Raw genomic sequence first — 13,836 nt, forward strand, 5'->3', positions numbered from 1 at the left:
ACCGGAGTGAAATCCCAGGTAAAACCGGTAGGATTCGGCGCGGTAGGCCGGGAGCTATCCTCGCCGGATGCCAGAACAATCGCAGACTGCCGAGCAGACGGTCGAGGAGTCGACCGTCGAGGACTTCTTCCGCACCGAGATCCGCACCGGCCGCATCGACCGCGCCGAGGTCAATGAGAAGGCGCGCGTGCCCGCGTACAAGCTCTGGATCGACTTCGGCGACCCCGGAATCAAGCAGTCGAGTGCCCAGATCACCGCCCTGTACCAGGCGGAAGACCTGGTCGGGAGAACCGTGGTGGCGGTGACGAACTTCCCCCCGAGAAGGATCGCAGGCTTCAAATCCGAGGTCCTGGTCCTGGGAGTCCCGATCGAGGGCACCGACGAGGTAGTCCTCCTGGCTCCCGACATCAAGGTCCCGCTAGGAGCAAGAATCGCCTGAACGAACCGCTGTGCCGCTGTGCCCCTCTGCGACGGCTCCCGCGAAGACGAAGCAACGCAGTCGCACCGCCCGCGCGAACCCGAGGCCCTAAAACCCACGCACCAATGTCGCACTTCGCCAAGCCCACGCACCAATGTCGCACTTCGCCGGTAGCGTTGAATCCGGGGGACGCGACGATGCCCGAAATGCCGGGACCCTCCGCTCACATTCCCCCGCCGTCACACCCACGACGTAGCGTTGAAAGTGGGGGTTCCCGGATGTCCGTTTCGCCGGGAAACTCCGTTCACCTTCCCGCGGCGTCACACCCTCCACGTACGTTTGAAGTGGGGGTCCTCAGATGTCCGATTTGCCGGGACCCTCCGTTCACGTTTCCTCAGTAGCCGTTCTCGACCACATTCTCCAGCGGCTCACCGACCGCGAACCGCCGGATCTGGTTGCCCACCAGCGAGTAGCAGCGCTCCATGAAACCCTCAACCGCACCACCGCCATCACGTGCGGGGAAGCCGGATCGTGAACATCGCACCTCCCTCCGGGGCGTCCGCGACCTCGATCGCACCGCCGTGCGCGGAGACGACGTCGCGCACGATCGCCAGGCCCAGGCCGGCTCCGCCGTCGTCGCGGCTGCGGGACTCGTCCAGCCGAACGAACCGGTCGAAAATGCGCGCCCGCTCCTCGACCGGAACGCCATTGCCATCGTCGGCGATCTCCAGCCGCAGCCAGCCGTCGTCCTCCGCAGCCAGCCGCACCGCGACCGCGCCCCGCGAATGGCGACCGGCATTGTCCAGGAGGTTCGCGATCACCCTCGACAGATGATTCCGCACCCCCGTGACCGTCAGGTCCTCCTCCAACTCCAACCGCACCGGCACCCGCTCGGCGGCGGCGCGGCGGGCCACCTCCTCACGGACCAGTTCCGTGAACGGCACCGCGACATGCGGCGGCCGTTCCCCGGCATCGAGCCTCGCCAGCAGCAGCAGATCCGCCGCGAGATCCTGCAGGCGAATGACATCCGCTAGCGTCGCCTCAAGGTCCAGCAGGTCCGGATGGTCCTGGGCGATCTCAATCTGAGTCCGCAGGATCGCGAGCGGACTGCGCAGCTCATGCGAGGCATCCGCGACGAACTGCCGCTGCTGGGACTCCGCCGCATCCAGCGCCCCCAGCGTGAAGTTGGTGGTCACCGCGAGATCGTGGATCTCGTCCCGGCTGTCCGGCACCGGCACTCGGCGCGACAGATCGCCGCCGGTGATCTCGACCAGTTCGCTCTGGATGGCCCTGACCGGACGCAGCGCCCGCCTGGTCACCAGCCACGTCACGACCGCGACGACCGCGAGCAGCGCCGGCAGTGCCCACAACATGGCCGCCGCCACGCTGTCGACGGCCTCCTCCTGCGTCTCCAGAGAGGCACCCGAGTAGACGGTGAGGACCTCCCCGTTCGGGGTGTCGGCCGTGATTGCGGCGAACCGGTAGAATGCCTCCTCCCCGGGGACGTTCAGAGTCGCGTACGTGACCTCGGATCCCACCGCGCCGCTCTCGGCCGAGTCGTCATCGCTCTCCCCGCTCTCGTCGTCCCGGTCGTCATCGCCACCGTCGTCGGAGTCGTCCGAATCAGCCTGGTCATCTTGATCGTCCTGGTCCTCAGGAGGACTCGAACCGTCGTCGCTCGGCGGCGCGAAATCCGCGACCGGGCCATCCCCGGTCAGCTCCTCACTCGAGGCGAGCAGTCGGCCGTCAGCGTCCACCACCTGGACCGCCTCCTCGTCATCCGGCAGATCCAGCGTTGCGGGATCGACCCCGGAAGCCAACTGACCCGCGACCGAGCGGGCATTGACCTCGGCGGTCAGCTCCGCCCTGCCATACAGGTTGTCGCGAAGCAATGCGACCACCAGAATCCCGGCGGCGACCAGCGCCAGCGTGACCACCACGGTGGCGGCCAGTGTGGTGCGCGCCCGAACCGACTGCGGCCGCCAACCTCGCTTGAACTCAGCCACCGTCGGCCGCCAATCGGTAGCCCGCCCCGCGCACCGTATTGATCGCCGACCGCCCGAACGGTGCGTCGATCTTGCGCCGCAGATTGGAGATGTAGACCTCCACGATGTTCACGTCACCGTCATAGGCGAAGTCCCACACGTGGTGGAGTATCTCCGATTTGGACACAATGGTTCCGGCCCTGCTCGCGAGGTATTCCAGGACCGAGAACTCCTTGGCGGTGAGTGTCACCGCCTGTTCGCCGCGCTGGCAGGCCCGGGTGACGGGATCGACGACCAGGTCGCCGAAGCGCCACATGGTCGGAGCGGCTGCGGCCGGACCGCGCCGCAGCATGGCCCGGATGCGGGCCCGGAGGACCACGAAGGAGAACGGCTTGGTCAGGTAGTCGTCGGCGCCGGTGTCGAGGCCCTCGGCCTCGTCGTACTCGCCGTCTTTGGCGGTGAGCATGAGGATCGGCGTGGATTTTTCGTCCTCGCGGAGGGCCGAGCACACCTGGTAGCCGTTGAGTCCGGGCAGCATGAGGTCCAGGATGATCGCGTCGTAGCCAGTCGCACGCGCCATCGCGAGGCCGGTCCGCCCGTCGTGGGCGAGGTCCACGGCGTATCCCTCGGCCGTGAGCGCCGCGGCGACCATCTCGGCCATCCGCTGCTCGTCTTCCACCATCAGCAAGCGCATGTCGGGAAGCTTGACACACCAAACCTGAAGCGCACCTGAAGTCGGCTTCAGGTCTCTTCAGCTTCGCTTCAGGTACGCCCGGGCACGCTGGTGGACATCCGATACCGATTCAATTCCCGAAAGGACGCGAGATGAACAAGCTCACGAATCGCCGCAGGACCTGGATCATTGCCGGTGGCGCGGGTGCCCTGCTCCTGGCAGGTGGCGCCACGGCGGCCTACGCCGCCGAATCCGACGACGCGGACCCCCGGCTCACCGACGCGGCCGAATACGAGGACGCGGTCGAAGACACGGACGACGGCGACGACCTCGCCCAGTCCGAACTCCCGGCCGATGCCTACACGGCCGACGAGGCCATCGACGCGGCCCTCACTGAAATCGAAGGCACGGTCGATGACGTCGAACTCGAAGGCACCGCCGACGCCCCGGTGTGGGTCGTCGAGGTGGTCGACGCCGACGGCATCGACTACGACATCACGGTGGACGCGTTCGATGGCACGGTGATCGACGCGGTCGCGGACGACGCCGACGATGCGGACGAACCCGATGATGAAGATGACAGCGCCGATGACGGGGACGATGACGGCCCCGACGACGATGACGACGAGGTCGACGGAGGCGACGACTAGGTCCGAATCGCTGTCAGTGTCCCGCGCCGTCCAGGCGCGGGACACGGCAAGACGTTGAGGACACGCCCGACGCCGCGCCGAGAATCGTCACTGTTTGCACTAAATGTCCAATGCTGGGATGGAAGCATGAGCGTTGCGGGATCCCCCCGCCGACTCAGGAGGAACGAAACATGGGACGAACAAAGGTGTTCGGCGCGCTGGCGGTATTCGGTGCCGCGGTGGCGCTGTTCTTCGCGACCGCTGCCCCGGTCGCTGCCGAGGAGACAGAGCTGCTCGAGCCCGACGGCTCGATCTCGGCTTCCACCACCGACATCGAACAGTCCGACGCCGAAGAGGTCAACTGCGCGGCCGCCACCGATCGGACCGAGGTCCGCATCCGGGAGGCGCCCTCGACCGACTCGGCCATCGTCTCCTTCATGGAGTCGGGGGTCTGGTACTACTCGGCCTGCGACTCCACCCCCGGCGGCGAGTACGGCGGCGACTGCGGCGCAGGCTTCCACTGGCTGGAGGTCTACATCGGCGACACCGTCGGATACGTGGCCCTGCTCTGCCTCGACGGCTGGGTCGAGGTCGACGTCTGACAGGCCCTGCATCGCGCCCTCGCCCGAGATGGGCGCTCGTTTATTGAGGAGGGGAGCGGTTCAGGCTGAACCGCTCCCCTTCGTTGTGATCGGCCCGGTTCAAACTCTGCTCGAAGCCGAAGCCGAAGCCGAAGCCGAAGCCGAAGCCGGAGCCGAAGCCGAAGCCGAAGCCGAAGCCGGAGCCGAAGCCGAAGCCGAAGCCGAAGCCGCAGCCGAAGCCGAAGCCGAAGCCGAAGCCGAAGCCGAAGCTAGGCCGGTTTAACCCGGTAATGCAGCGATGCGAAGGCGCCGGATCGCTTGGCCTCCAGCAGTTCCAGCCGGTTGGACGGGATCCGCCGCGGCAGCAGCGGAGCGCCCTCGCCGAGGAAGACCGGCGCCAGAGTCGCGACCACCTCGTCAAGGAGGCCGGCGTCGAAGAACTGGCCCACCAGGTCCCCGCCGCCGACGATCCAACGGTTCTTTTCCCCGGCCGCTTCGGCCATCGCCTCATGGACCTCGGCGACGTCCCCCGACGCGAAACGGATGTCCGCGCCCGGCACCGCCGGCAGGTCTCGGCTGGTGAACACCCAGGTCGGCTGCGGGTACGCCCACTTGTCCGGGTTCTCGAGCAGCTGCTCGGCGCCGAGTATCCACTCGTAGGTGGTCGAGCCCATGCAGACCGCCCCGACTCCGGCCATGAAGTCGTCGAACTCGTTCAGCGGCCCCTCCTCGGATGACGGATCGTCCGGATGGCCGCCCTCGACGTCGAACAGCCACTGAAGCGAGTTGTCGGAGTCGGCGATGAATCCGTCGATGCTCGTTGCGGTGTTGTAAATGGTTTTCGCCATCCCCCAAGCCAATCACGACCCACCGACAAAAACACCGGGAGTCGCCCCTCCGGCAGCTCAGGACGCCGCGAGCTCCGGCGCCTTGATGCCACTGATCCCCATCGCGCGGGCGATCGCGCGCTCCCGCATCCGCGCGGCTGGGCCTCATCTGGCCCGCCATGCACCCGCAGATCTACGGTGAGCTGTCCGAACTCGCCGATGCCGGATGGATCGAGATCGACTCCGAGTGCCCGCGTGGCCGCAAGGTCTACCGGATCACCGACGCCGGCCGCGCCGTCCGGGCTAGTCGGCGGTCGTGCGCCAGTACTGCTTCTTGTCCTTGTCGCGCACCACGACGCCGAGCTTGGCGAGTTCTTCGCGCAGCTCGGCCGCGTCGTCGTTCTTCGAGTTCTCGATGGCGATCTGCCGGGCTTTGAACACCGGATTCGCCCCGGCTGGCAGGCCCTCGGCGTCGGGTACCCACAGCCGGTACTCCGACTCGAACGGGTCGCCGCCTTCGAGCCAGGTGTATCCGTGGCGTCGCAGCGCCTTCGCCAGTTCGTCCCGCTCCAGGTCGAACTCGACGCGGATGAGCTCCTCACCCTGATGCCCGAGCGCCACCATGCGCTTGTTCGCCACGAAGACCGACTCGACCGCCACCGCCTCGGCGGTCTGGACGTCCTCGCCGCGCTTGGTCTCGATCCGCTTCGAGTCCACAATGACCGTGATCAGTTCATTGAGCGCGAAGAAGGCCAGCGCCAGTCCGACCGCGGCGCCCAAACCGATGCCGACGAGCGGCCGCACCGCGTCGGGGAGGCGGTTGAACAGCTCCATAGGCCCCTGGAACGGGAACCACGGCAGGCCCACGATCCAGGCCACCGCGAAGACCAGGCCCCAACCGACCAGGGCGCCGACCACCGGCACCCCGACCAGCAGTAGCTTCGCGACCCACTTGGGGTCGGTAACGGTGGTCTGGTCGGGTTCCTCGATGAGCATGGCGTCCTTTCGGGCCGGGTCGGCCCGGCGGCGGAATCTGGTGGGCGCGAACCACTCTAATGTGCGCCGTCCTGCCGTACGCGGAACGGCCGGGGCCGCCATAGGCCCCGGCCGTCTCGCGATCGGGTTCAGGCGGTCAGTCGCAGCACATTGCCGATGATCCGGTGGCCGTGCGCGCCGGCCGCGGTGAGGATCGATTCGGGGTGGAACTGGACGGCGAACCATTTCTTCTCGGGCGCTTCGATCGACATGACGACCTCGTCGATCGCGGCGGTCGGCGCGAAGTCGCCCTTGACCTGGTCGGCCGTGGCGTACAGGGAGTGGTATCGGGCGGCGACGACCTCGTCGGGGAGGCCGTCGAAGAGCTTGCCACCGGTGACCTTGACGCTGCCGGGCTTGCCGTGGCTCGGCTCGTCCAGCAGCGACAGTTCGCCGCCGGCGTGTTCGATCATGGCCTGGAGGCCGAGGCAGACGCCGAAAGCGGGCAGGCCGCGCCGGGCGATCTCGTCCAGCAGAGCGGCGGTGCCGAAGTCGCCCGGGCGTCCGGGGCCGGGGGAGAGGACGACCAGGTCAGGCGCCAGTTCGTCGAGGGTCGCGGCGGTGTCGAAGCCGAACCGCAGCGTGGTCACCTCGCAGCCGTGCTGCCGGAAGTAGTCGCCGAGGGTGTTGACGAAGGAGTCCTCGTGGTCGACCAGGAGGACCTTGCGGCCGTTCCCGGCCGGGCCGCCGGCGACCTCGATCGGCTCGGACTTCGGCTCGGCGGCGCCGATGCCGCCCGAGGCCGTCTCCAGCAGCGCCCGCGCCTTGAGGTGCGTCTCGGCCTCCTCGGCTTCCGGCACGGAGTCGTACAGCAGCGTCGCCCCGGCGCGCACGCATGCGACGCCGTCGCGGATCTGCGCGGTGCGCAGGGTCAGGCCGGTGTTCATGGAGCCGTCGAGACCGATGTAGCCGACGGCGCCGCCGTACCAGCGCCGCGGCGTGGTCTCCTGCTCTTCGATGAACCGCATCGCCCAGGTCTTGGGCGCGCCGGTGACGGTCACCGACCACATGTGGGTGAGGAACGCGTCGAGCGCGTCCATGTCCTCGCGCAGGCGCCCCTCGACGTGGTCGACGGTGTGGATGAGCCGCGAATACATCTCGATCTGCCTGCGCCCCAGGACCTTCACCGAGCCGGGCACGCACACGCGGGCCTTGTCGTTGCGGTCGACGTCGGTGCACATGGTCAGCTCCGACTCCTCTTTCAGGGAGCCGATGAGCTCGGCGATCTGGGTGGCGTCGTGGACGGGGTCGTCGCCGCGGGCGATCGTGCCGGCGATCGGGCAGGTCTCGACGCGGTCACCGTGGACGCGGACGAACATTTCCGGGGAGGCGCCGACGAGGTATTCGCTGTCACCGAGGTTGAAGATGAACTCGTACGGCGCCGGGTTGGCCACCCGCAGCCGCTCGTAGAACGCGGTCGGGGAGTCGCAGGCGGCGTACATCTCGTGGCCGGGGACGACCTCGAACAGGTTGCCGGCCTTGAACTCCTGCTTGGCGCGGCGCACGGTGTCGGCGTAGACGCCGGGCACCGGCCCGTCCGGGACGGTGGCCGCGGGCGAGTAGGCCACGGTCTCGGTCTCGCGGGCCAGGCCCTTCGTGGTGCGGTCCCCGAGGGTGAAGTCGTAGCGGTAGACGCGGGCGGTCTCGCGCTTGCGGTCGACGACGTACACCTCGTCGGCCAGGTGCAGCACCAGGTCGCGCTGGTCTTCGGGGCGGTCCTTGGCGTAGGGGATCGGTTCGAACTGGTAGGCCAGGTCGTAGCCGAACGCTCCCCAGAACCCCAGGTAGGCGTCGTCGCAGGCGAGCGCCTCGAGCAGGACGCGCAGCGCCGAGAACGCGGTGGGCTGCTTGGACCGCTCCTCCTCGGGCACGCGGCCGACCGGCTCGGGCACGACGACCTTGACCTGGGCGTCCGCGCGTTCGATCCGTCCGGCTTCGGCCGCGGTGAGCGCGTCGGCGAAGGCGTCGACGAGCAGGTAACCGCGGGCGTTCAAGGCCCGCACGGTGACTTCGCGGCCGCGCGCCACGACTTCCACGGGCGGGTCCGAATAGGCCAGGTGGAAGCGCGAATATCGTCCCGGGTACTCCATGCCGCTGGAGAGCACCCCGCCACGTCTGGTCTCGACGCGCGCAATGACGTCGGTCAGGTCGGCGTGGTCGAGTTCGGTCGTCTCCCGCTGCACGTGAACCCCCGAAGGGGTGGAATAGGCGGTCATGCTTCCTCGCAATTCTCGATCGGAATCAGATTCGGGCCGAGACGGCCTACCCCGGATACGAGGAAGCGACCGCCATCGGCGGTCGCTTTGCTTTGCAGTACGCAGGAGCAGAGACGCCGCCTCAGCGACGCCACCACCAGTTGCGCGTACTCGAATTCACGAGACACACCTTACACGGCGGCCCGGCGGGTGCAAACTCGATAGTCCCGGCGCGAGGGCGGGGGCTACACTAGGCCCCAACAGCGTCGACCCGGCCATCACCGGTGAGCTTCCGGAAGAACGGGCCCCGCGGCCTCGCGCGGCAGGGCCTCAGTAGAACCGGACGGGCGCGGCCCGTCAGAGCCGCCGAATCAAGCGGGCGCATCCGTGCGCTAAGCGAGGTGGTACCGCGGGCCACTGCCTGACCAGGCAGCGCTCGTCCTCGCACACCGAAGTTCCGCAAGGTGTGTGATGAGGAGACACCGAGCCAATGGCTTATCCACTCGACGACCCAGCCCGGGGCGTACCTGCGAGCCCGAACCTGCCCGAGGTCGAGCGCCGCGTGCTCGACTTCTGGACCAAGGACGACACGTTCGCCGCCTCCATCGAGGCGCGCGACGCCGGCGAGAGGGGCGCGAACGAGTTCGTCTTCTACGACGGCCCGCCCTTCGCCAACGGCCTGCCCCACTACGGGCACCTCCTCACCGGTTACGTCAAGGACATCGTCCCGCGCTACCAGACCATGCGCGGCAAGCACGTCGAACGGCGCTTCGGCTGGGACACCCACGGCATGCCCGCCGAGGTCACCACCGAGAAGGAGCTCGGCCTGAGGTCGAAGGCCGAGATCGAGGCGTACGGCGTGGACCGGTTCAACGCCGCAGCCAAGGCCTCGGTCCTCCAGTTCACCGACGAGTGGGTCGACTACGTGACCCGCCAGGCCCGCTGGGTCGACTTCGAGAACGACTACAAGACCCTCGACCTGTCCTACATGGAGAGCGTCATGTGGGCCTTCAAGACCCTCTACGACAAGGGTCTGATCTACGAGGGCTACCGCGTCCTGTGGTACTGCTGGCGCTGCGAGACTCCGCTGGCCGCCACCGAGACCAAGATGGACGACACCTACCAGGACCGGCAGGACCCCGCCGTCACCGTCGGCCTCGACGTCACCGGCGACGGCCCCCTGGCCGGCGCCAAGCTCCTGGTGTGGACCACCACGCCCTGGACGCTGCCGTCGAACCTGGCCGCGGCCGTCCACCCCGACGTCGACTACGTCGTGGTCAAGTCCGAGGGCAGCCGCTACCTGCTGGCCGAGGCCCGCCTGGGCGCGTACGCGCGCGAACTGGGCGACGAGGCCGATGTCGTCGGCCGCTACAAGGGCGCCGACCTGGTCGGCCTCACCTACAACCCGCCGTTCGACTTCTTCGCCGGGCGCACCAACGCCCACCAGGTCCTCGCCGCCGACTACGTCACCACCGAGGACGGCACCGGCATCGTGCACATCGCGCCGGCCTTCGGTGAGGAGGACAAGCTCGTCACCGATGCCGCCGGGATCGAAACGGTCGTGCCCGTGGACGACTCGGGCAAGTTCACCGACGAGGTCCCGCCTTACGCCGGTGTTCACGTCTTCGAGGCCAACAAGCTCATCATCGCGGACCTCAAGGAGACGCAGGCGCTGCTGCGCCACGACACCTACAACCACAACTACCCGCACTGCTGGCGCTGCGGATCGCCGTTGATCCAGCGCGCCCTCTCGGCCTGGTTCGTGGCCGTGACCCGCTTCCGCGACCGCATGGTCGAGCTCAACCAGCAGATCGACTGGACCCCGTCGCACATCAAGGACGGCCAGTTCGGCAAGTGGCTCGCCAACGCCCGCGACTGGAACATCAGCCGCAACCGCTTCTGGGGCTCGCCGATCCCGGTGTGGACCAGTGACGACCCCGAATACCCGCGCGTCGACGTCTACGGGTCGCTCGAAGAACTCCAGCGCGACTTCGGAGTCGAGGTGACCGACCTGCACCGGCCGGGGATCGACAACCTCACCCGGCCGAACCCGGACGACCCGACCGGGAATTCGGTCATGCGCCGCGTCCCCGAGGTCCTCGACTGCTGGTTCGAATCCGGGTCCATGCCGTTCGCGCAGGTCCACTACCCGTTCGAGAACGCCGACTGGTTCGAGCACCACTACCCAGGCGACTTCATCGTGGAGTACACGGCCCAGACCCGCGGCTGGTTCTACCTGCTGCACGTCCTGGCCACCGCCCTGTTCGACCGGCCCGCGTTCCGCACCGCCGTCGTCCACGGCACGCTCCTGGGCGACGACGGGCAGAAGATGTCCAAGTCGCTCAAGAACTATCCGGATGTGCGGGAGTCCTTCGAGTCCTACGGGTCCGACGCGGTCCGCTGGTTCCTCGTCTCCTCCCCGGTTCTGCGCGGCGGCGACATGCCCGTCACCGAGACCGGCTTCCGCGACGCGGTGCGCCAGATCGTGCTCCCCTTGTGGAACGTGTGGTACTTCTACACGCTCTACGCCGGGGCCGCCGGATACGAGGCGACGCCGGAGCAGTCCCGCGCCACGGCGCTCGCCTCCGAGCACCGGCTCGACAAGTACCTGCTCGCCAAGACCCGCGAACTGGTCGAGGTCTCCACGAAGGCGATGGACGAGTACGACCTGGTCACCGCGACCGCGGCGTTCCGCACCTACCTGGAGAGCCTGACCAACTGGTACGTGCGTCGCTCGCGCGACCGGTTCTGGGAGGGTGACGAGGCCGGATTCGCCACGCTCGCAACCGCACTGGGGACCGCATGCGAGGTCGCCGCGCCGCTGCTGCCGCTGATCACCGAGGACATCTGGCGGGGCCTGACCGGCGGCCGCTCGGTCCACCTCGCCGACTGGCCCGACGCCGGCGACCTGCCCGCCGACCCGGGCCTGGTCGAAGCGATGGACACCGTGCGCGACATCGCCTCGGTCGGCCTGTTCATGCGCAAGGCCCGCAAACTCCGGGTGCGCCTGCCGCTGGCCAAGGTCACCGTCGCCACCGCCCACGCCGAACGGCTCTCCCCGTTCGCGGACCTGCTCAAGGACGAACTCAACGTCAAGGCCGTCGAGTTCGACTCGGATGTCGCGGCCTACTCCAAATCCGACCTCAAACTCGTCCCGCGCGTGCTCGGACCCCGCCTCGGCGGCGACGTGCAGCGGGTCATCAAGGCCGTCAAGGCCGGGGACTGGACCGTCGATGACGGCACGGTCACCGCCGGAGGCGTGACCCTGGAGGACGGCGAGTTCGAACTGACCATGGTCGCCGTCGACGCCGAACACACCGAGTCCCTGCCGAACCAGGGCGGGGTCCTGGTCCTCGACACCGAGGTCACCCCCGAACTGGCCGCCGAGGGCCTCGCCCGCGACGTCGTCCGCGTCATCCAGCAGGCCCGCAAGGACGCCGACTTCGACGTCAGCGACCGCGTCACCGCGGTCGTGGACGCGGGCGACGACGTCCGCGCCGCCATCGAGGCCCACCGCGAGTTCGTCCAAGGCGAGACCCTTGCCCTGGAACTGACCTTCGGCGACCTCCCAGGCGACGCCACCACCGGCGACGCCGGCGAGGGCACTGTCAAGGCCGCCGTCACCAAGGCCTAGCGCGAACGAGAAAGGGCCCGGCGACCTGCGCGGTCGCCGGGCCCCTACTCGTTCGCTCCCGTCCCGGGATCCGGGCCGACCTCGCCGTCGGTTCCCCCGCGCGGGGGAACCGAATCCCCCGCGCGGGCAAGGACATCGGCCACCGACCGGACCAGACTCGACGCCATGATCACCACCACGGCACCCCGGCCGACGACCCCCGCGGCCCACACGTACCCGGTCCTGACCTGGGCACCGACGGCGATCCTGCTCTGGGCCGTCCTCTACGGTGCGCTCCAGACCTACTGGGCACTCGGCAACGCCCCCGAATTCGCGCCCCTGCCCCAAGACCTCCTGGTCTTCCACGGATGGGGCGCCGTCGGACTGTGCGCCGCGGTTGCCGCCGCCGCCCTCGGACTCCGCCTCACCCGCGAATCCAAGACGGCGCTGATCGCCGCCTGGGCCGTCGCCGCGGCCATGCTGGCCGCGAGCCCCATGTTCTTCCTCGACGTGATCGGTGGAATCCTCGGCGGCCTCGGCATCGCGATCAACGGCGAGTCGGCCCTCAGCCGCGGAGGCATGGTGACCGGGGCAGCACTGCTGACACTCGCCTCACTCACCTATCTGCACCGCATGCGGGGCGCCTGCGGCCGCTGCGGCCGCAAGACGCCCGGCCCACGCCCCGAACGGGTGCCCGGCTGGGCCGTCGCCGCCGCCTACGCCGCCGTCGCAGGCTGTTTCATCCGGCTCGCCGCCCAATACGGCTTCGCCGGATTCGATGCCATCCCGTACAACGCCGGAGTCTCGGCGGTCCTCTTCGAGATCGGCTTCATCCTCGCCGGAACCCTGCTGCCGCTCGCGCTGGTCCACCGGTGGGGCCTGATCTGGCCCCGCTGGGTCCTCGGCCTGGCGGGGAGCAGGGTCCCGCGCTGGCTCGTGCTCGGCCCGGCGCTCTTCATCGCGGGCGGCATGACCGCGTACTTCGGTTTCCAACAGCTGGATCTGATCGGGATGCTGTTCACCGGCTGGGACGTCGACACCGGGGGAAGCCCGTACAGTCCGGCGTTCTTCTGGGTTTCGATCCCGGCCTACACCGTCTGGGGCCTGGGCATCGGCGTGGCCGCCATCGCCCGCCTCCGCCAGACCCGCCCGCAATGCAAGCGCTGCGAAGCCACAGAAAGAACGGTCAATGCGGCCATCACGATTGCGTAAGCATCAGAACAACCTCAGGGCTCGGACGTCGGGAAGGTGTTCGGGCCCTGGCGATTTCATTACTAGCATATTCATCGCTCGCGTGGACCGCCGAGCGGTGCTCTTGATTTATGCATTTTGGCGCCCGGTGGGGCGCCGCGATCGCGGGAGGTGCGGGCGCAGGAGCCGCACGCGGAGGCCTCCGCGTGCGATCTTCGGGGGCGGCTCCCGGGATAACCCAATGTTCTTACCGCCGATCCTGCACTGGCCGACACCAACTCGACTAGCCGGAATTGGTGCCACTACTTCAAAAACACGATCACATCACGCGCACCAAGGACCCACCAAAACTATTTTGCCGCCTGTGGATAACTTCGTGGAGGTGCAGGTCGTAGCCGTTTATTGCAGGACGGTCCGACCAACTTGGCATTGTTCGGGCGCAGGATTCACTCCGCGAGGCGTCGAAGCAGCTCGCGGTTCTTCTCCAAGGCCCGGTCGACCACCACTTCGAACTCCTGGGAGCGTTCGAAGTCTCGGCGCAGCTTCTGGAGTACGAGGTCCTGTCGCGAAGTGCCCATGCGCGCCGCATCTCTTGCAAGCCAACGGGCCAGGCCATCCGGAAGCTCGATCAGCATTCTCACCATCTGTCCATGGTCGATTACATGCTCGTGATGGGCAACTCGGAATTC

The 13,836-nt window shown here is 68.1% G+C and carries 12 protein-coding genes and 1 pseudogene; 7 read left to right on the forward strand and 6 right to left on the reverse strand.

The genetic code is table 11. The annotated features are described in order from the left end of the window. The first annotated feature begins 67 nt into the window (after positions 1-67). A complete protein-coding gene (locus FAB82_RS22305) occupies positions 68-439 on the forward strand; it encodes a tRNA-binding protein (protein WP_136536772.1) in 372 nt (123 codons plus the stop codon). Positions 440-927: 488 nt separating this feature from the next. Here FAB82_RS22305 and FAB82_RS22310 read toward each other — a convergent pair whose 3' ends face one another. Next, the gene (locus FAB82_RS22310) at positions 928-2,424 is read right to left on the reverse strand and encodes a sensor histidine kinase (RefSeq protein WP_136536773.1); all 1,497 of its coding nucleotides are present in this window, start codon (positions 2,422-2,424) and stop codon (positions 928-930) included. Continuing rightward, on the reverse strand, positions 2,417-3,097 hold the full coding sequence (locus FAB82_RS22315; RefSeq protein ID WP_136536774.1) for a response regulator transcription factor: 681 nt from the start codon (positions 3,095-3,097) through the stop codon (positions 2,417-2,419). The genes FAB82_RS22310 and FAB82_RS22315 overlap by 8 nt, the downstream gene beginning before the upstream one ends. 131 nt (positions 3,098-3,228) lie before the next feature. On the opposite strand from FAB82_RS22315, the gene FAB82_RS22320 reads away from it, so the two are divergent. The 3 genes from FAB82_RS22320 (at position 3,229) to FAB82_RS27245 (ending at position 4,569) form a co-directional block, all read left to right on the forward strand. After that, positions 3,229-3,726 carry a PepSY domain-containing protein gene (locus tag FAB82_RS22320; RefSeq protein ID WP_136536775.1) on the forward strand — a complete coding sequence of 166 codons (498 nt, stop codon included), beginning with the start codon at positions 3,229-3,231 and terminating at the stop codon, positions 3,724-3,726. 170 nt (positions 3,727-3,896) lie between these two features. Beyond that, positions 3,897-4,307 carry a hypothetical protein gene (locus FAB82_RS22325; protein WP_136536776.1) on the forward strand — a complete coding sequence of 137 codons (411 nt, stop codon included), beginning with the start codon at positions 3,897-3,899 and terminating at the stop codon, positions 4,305-4,307. 85 nt (positions 4,308-4,392) lie between these two features. After that, entirely contained in the window at positions 4,393-4,569 is a 177-nt protein-coding gene (locus FAB82_RS27245; RefSeq protein ID WP_168801721.1) for a hypothetical protein, read from the forward strand. On the opposite strand, the gene FAB82_RS22330 is transcribed toward FAB82_RS27245, so the two are convergent. Then, on the reverse strand, positions 4,556-5,134 hold the full coding sequence (locus tag FAB82_RS22330) for a dihydrofolate reductase family protein (protein ID WP_136536777.1): 579 nt from the start codon (positions 5,132-5,134) through the stop codon (positions 4,556-4,558). The two genes, FAB82_RS27245 and FAB82_RS22330, sit on opposite strands and share 14 nt — an antisense overlap. A gap of 158 nt (positions 5,135-5,292) precedes the next feature. Between FAB82_RS22330 and FAB82_RS28680 the strand changes: the two are divergent. Next, positions 5,293-5,403: pseudogene (locus tag FAB82_RS28680) on the forward strand (PadR family transcriptional regulator); the annotation flags it as partial. Between the two features lie 13 nt (positions 5,404-5,416). On the opposite strand, the gene FAB82_RS28145 reads toward FAB82_RS28680, so the two are convergent. Next, positions 5,417-6,109 (reverse strand): YqeB family protein, encoded by a 693-nt coding sequence (locus tag FAB82_RS28145; RefSeq protein WP_246039760.1) that lies wholly within the window; start codon positions 6,107-6,109, stop codon positions 5,417-5,419. A 128-nt stretch (positions 6,110-6,237) separates the two neighbouring features. Next, on the reverse strand, positions 6,238-8,364 hold the full coding sequence (locus tag FAB82_RS22340; RefSeq protein ID WP_136536779.1) for an anthranilate synthase component I: 2,127 nt from the start codon (positions 8,362-8,364) through the stop codon (positions 6,238-6,240). Positions 8,365-8,833: 469 nt separating this feature from the next. Between FAB82_RS22340 and ileS the strand changes: the two genes are divergently transcribed. Together ileS and FAB82_RS22350 are read left to right on the forward strand one after the other, a co-directional pair. After that, positions 8,834-11,977 carry an isoleucine--tRNA ligase gene (gene ileS, locus FAB82_RS22345; protein ID WP_136536780.1) on the forward strand — a complete coding sequence of 1,048 codons (3,144 nt, stop codon included), beginning with the start codon at positions 8,834-8,836 and terminating at the stop codon, positions 11,975-11,977. A 165-nt stretch (positions 11,978-12,142) separates the two neighbouring features. Then, complete coding sequence (locus FAB82_RS22350; RefSeq protein ID WP_136536781.1) at positions 12,143-13,168, forward strand: hypothetical protein; 1,026 nt, start codon at positions 12,143-12,145, stop codon at positions 13,166-13,168. A 425-nt stretch (positions 13,169-13,593) separates the two neighbouring features. Here the strand turns inward: FAB82_RS22350 and FAB82_RS27615 are convergent, their stop codons facing one another. After that, entirely contained in the window at positions 13,594-13,791 is a 198-nt protein-coding gene (locus FAB82_RS27615; protein ID WP_136536782.1) for a hypothetical protein, read from the reverse strand. Positions 13,792-13,836: the final 45 nt, after the last annotated feature.

Source organism: Glycomyces buryatensis (assembly GCF_004912275.1).
In the GTDB taxonomy this organism is placed as follows: Bacteria; Actinomycetota; Actinomycetes; order Mycobacteriales; family Micromonosporaceae; genus Glycomyces; species Glycomyces buryatensis.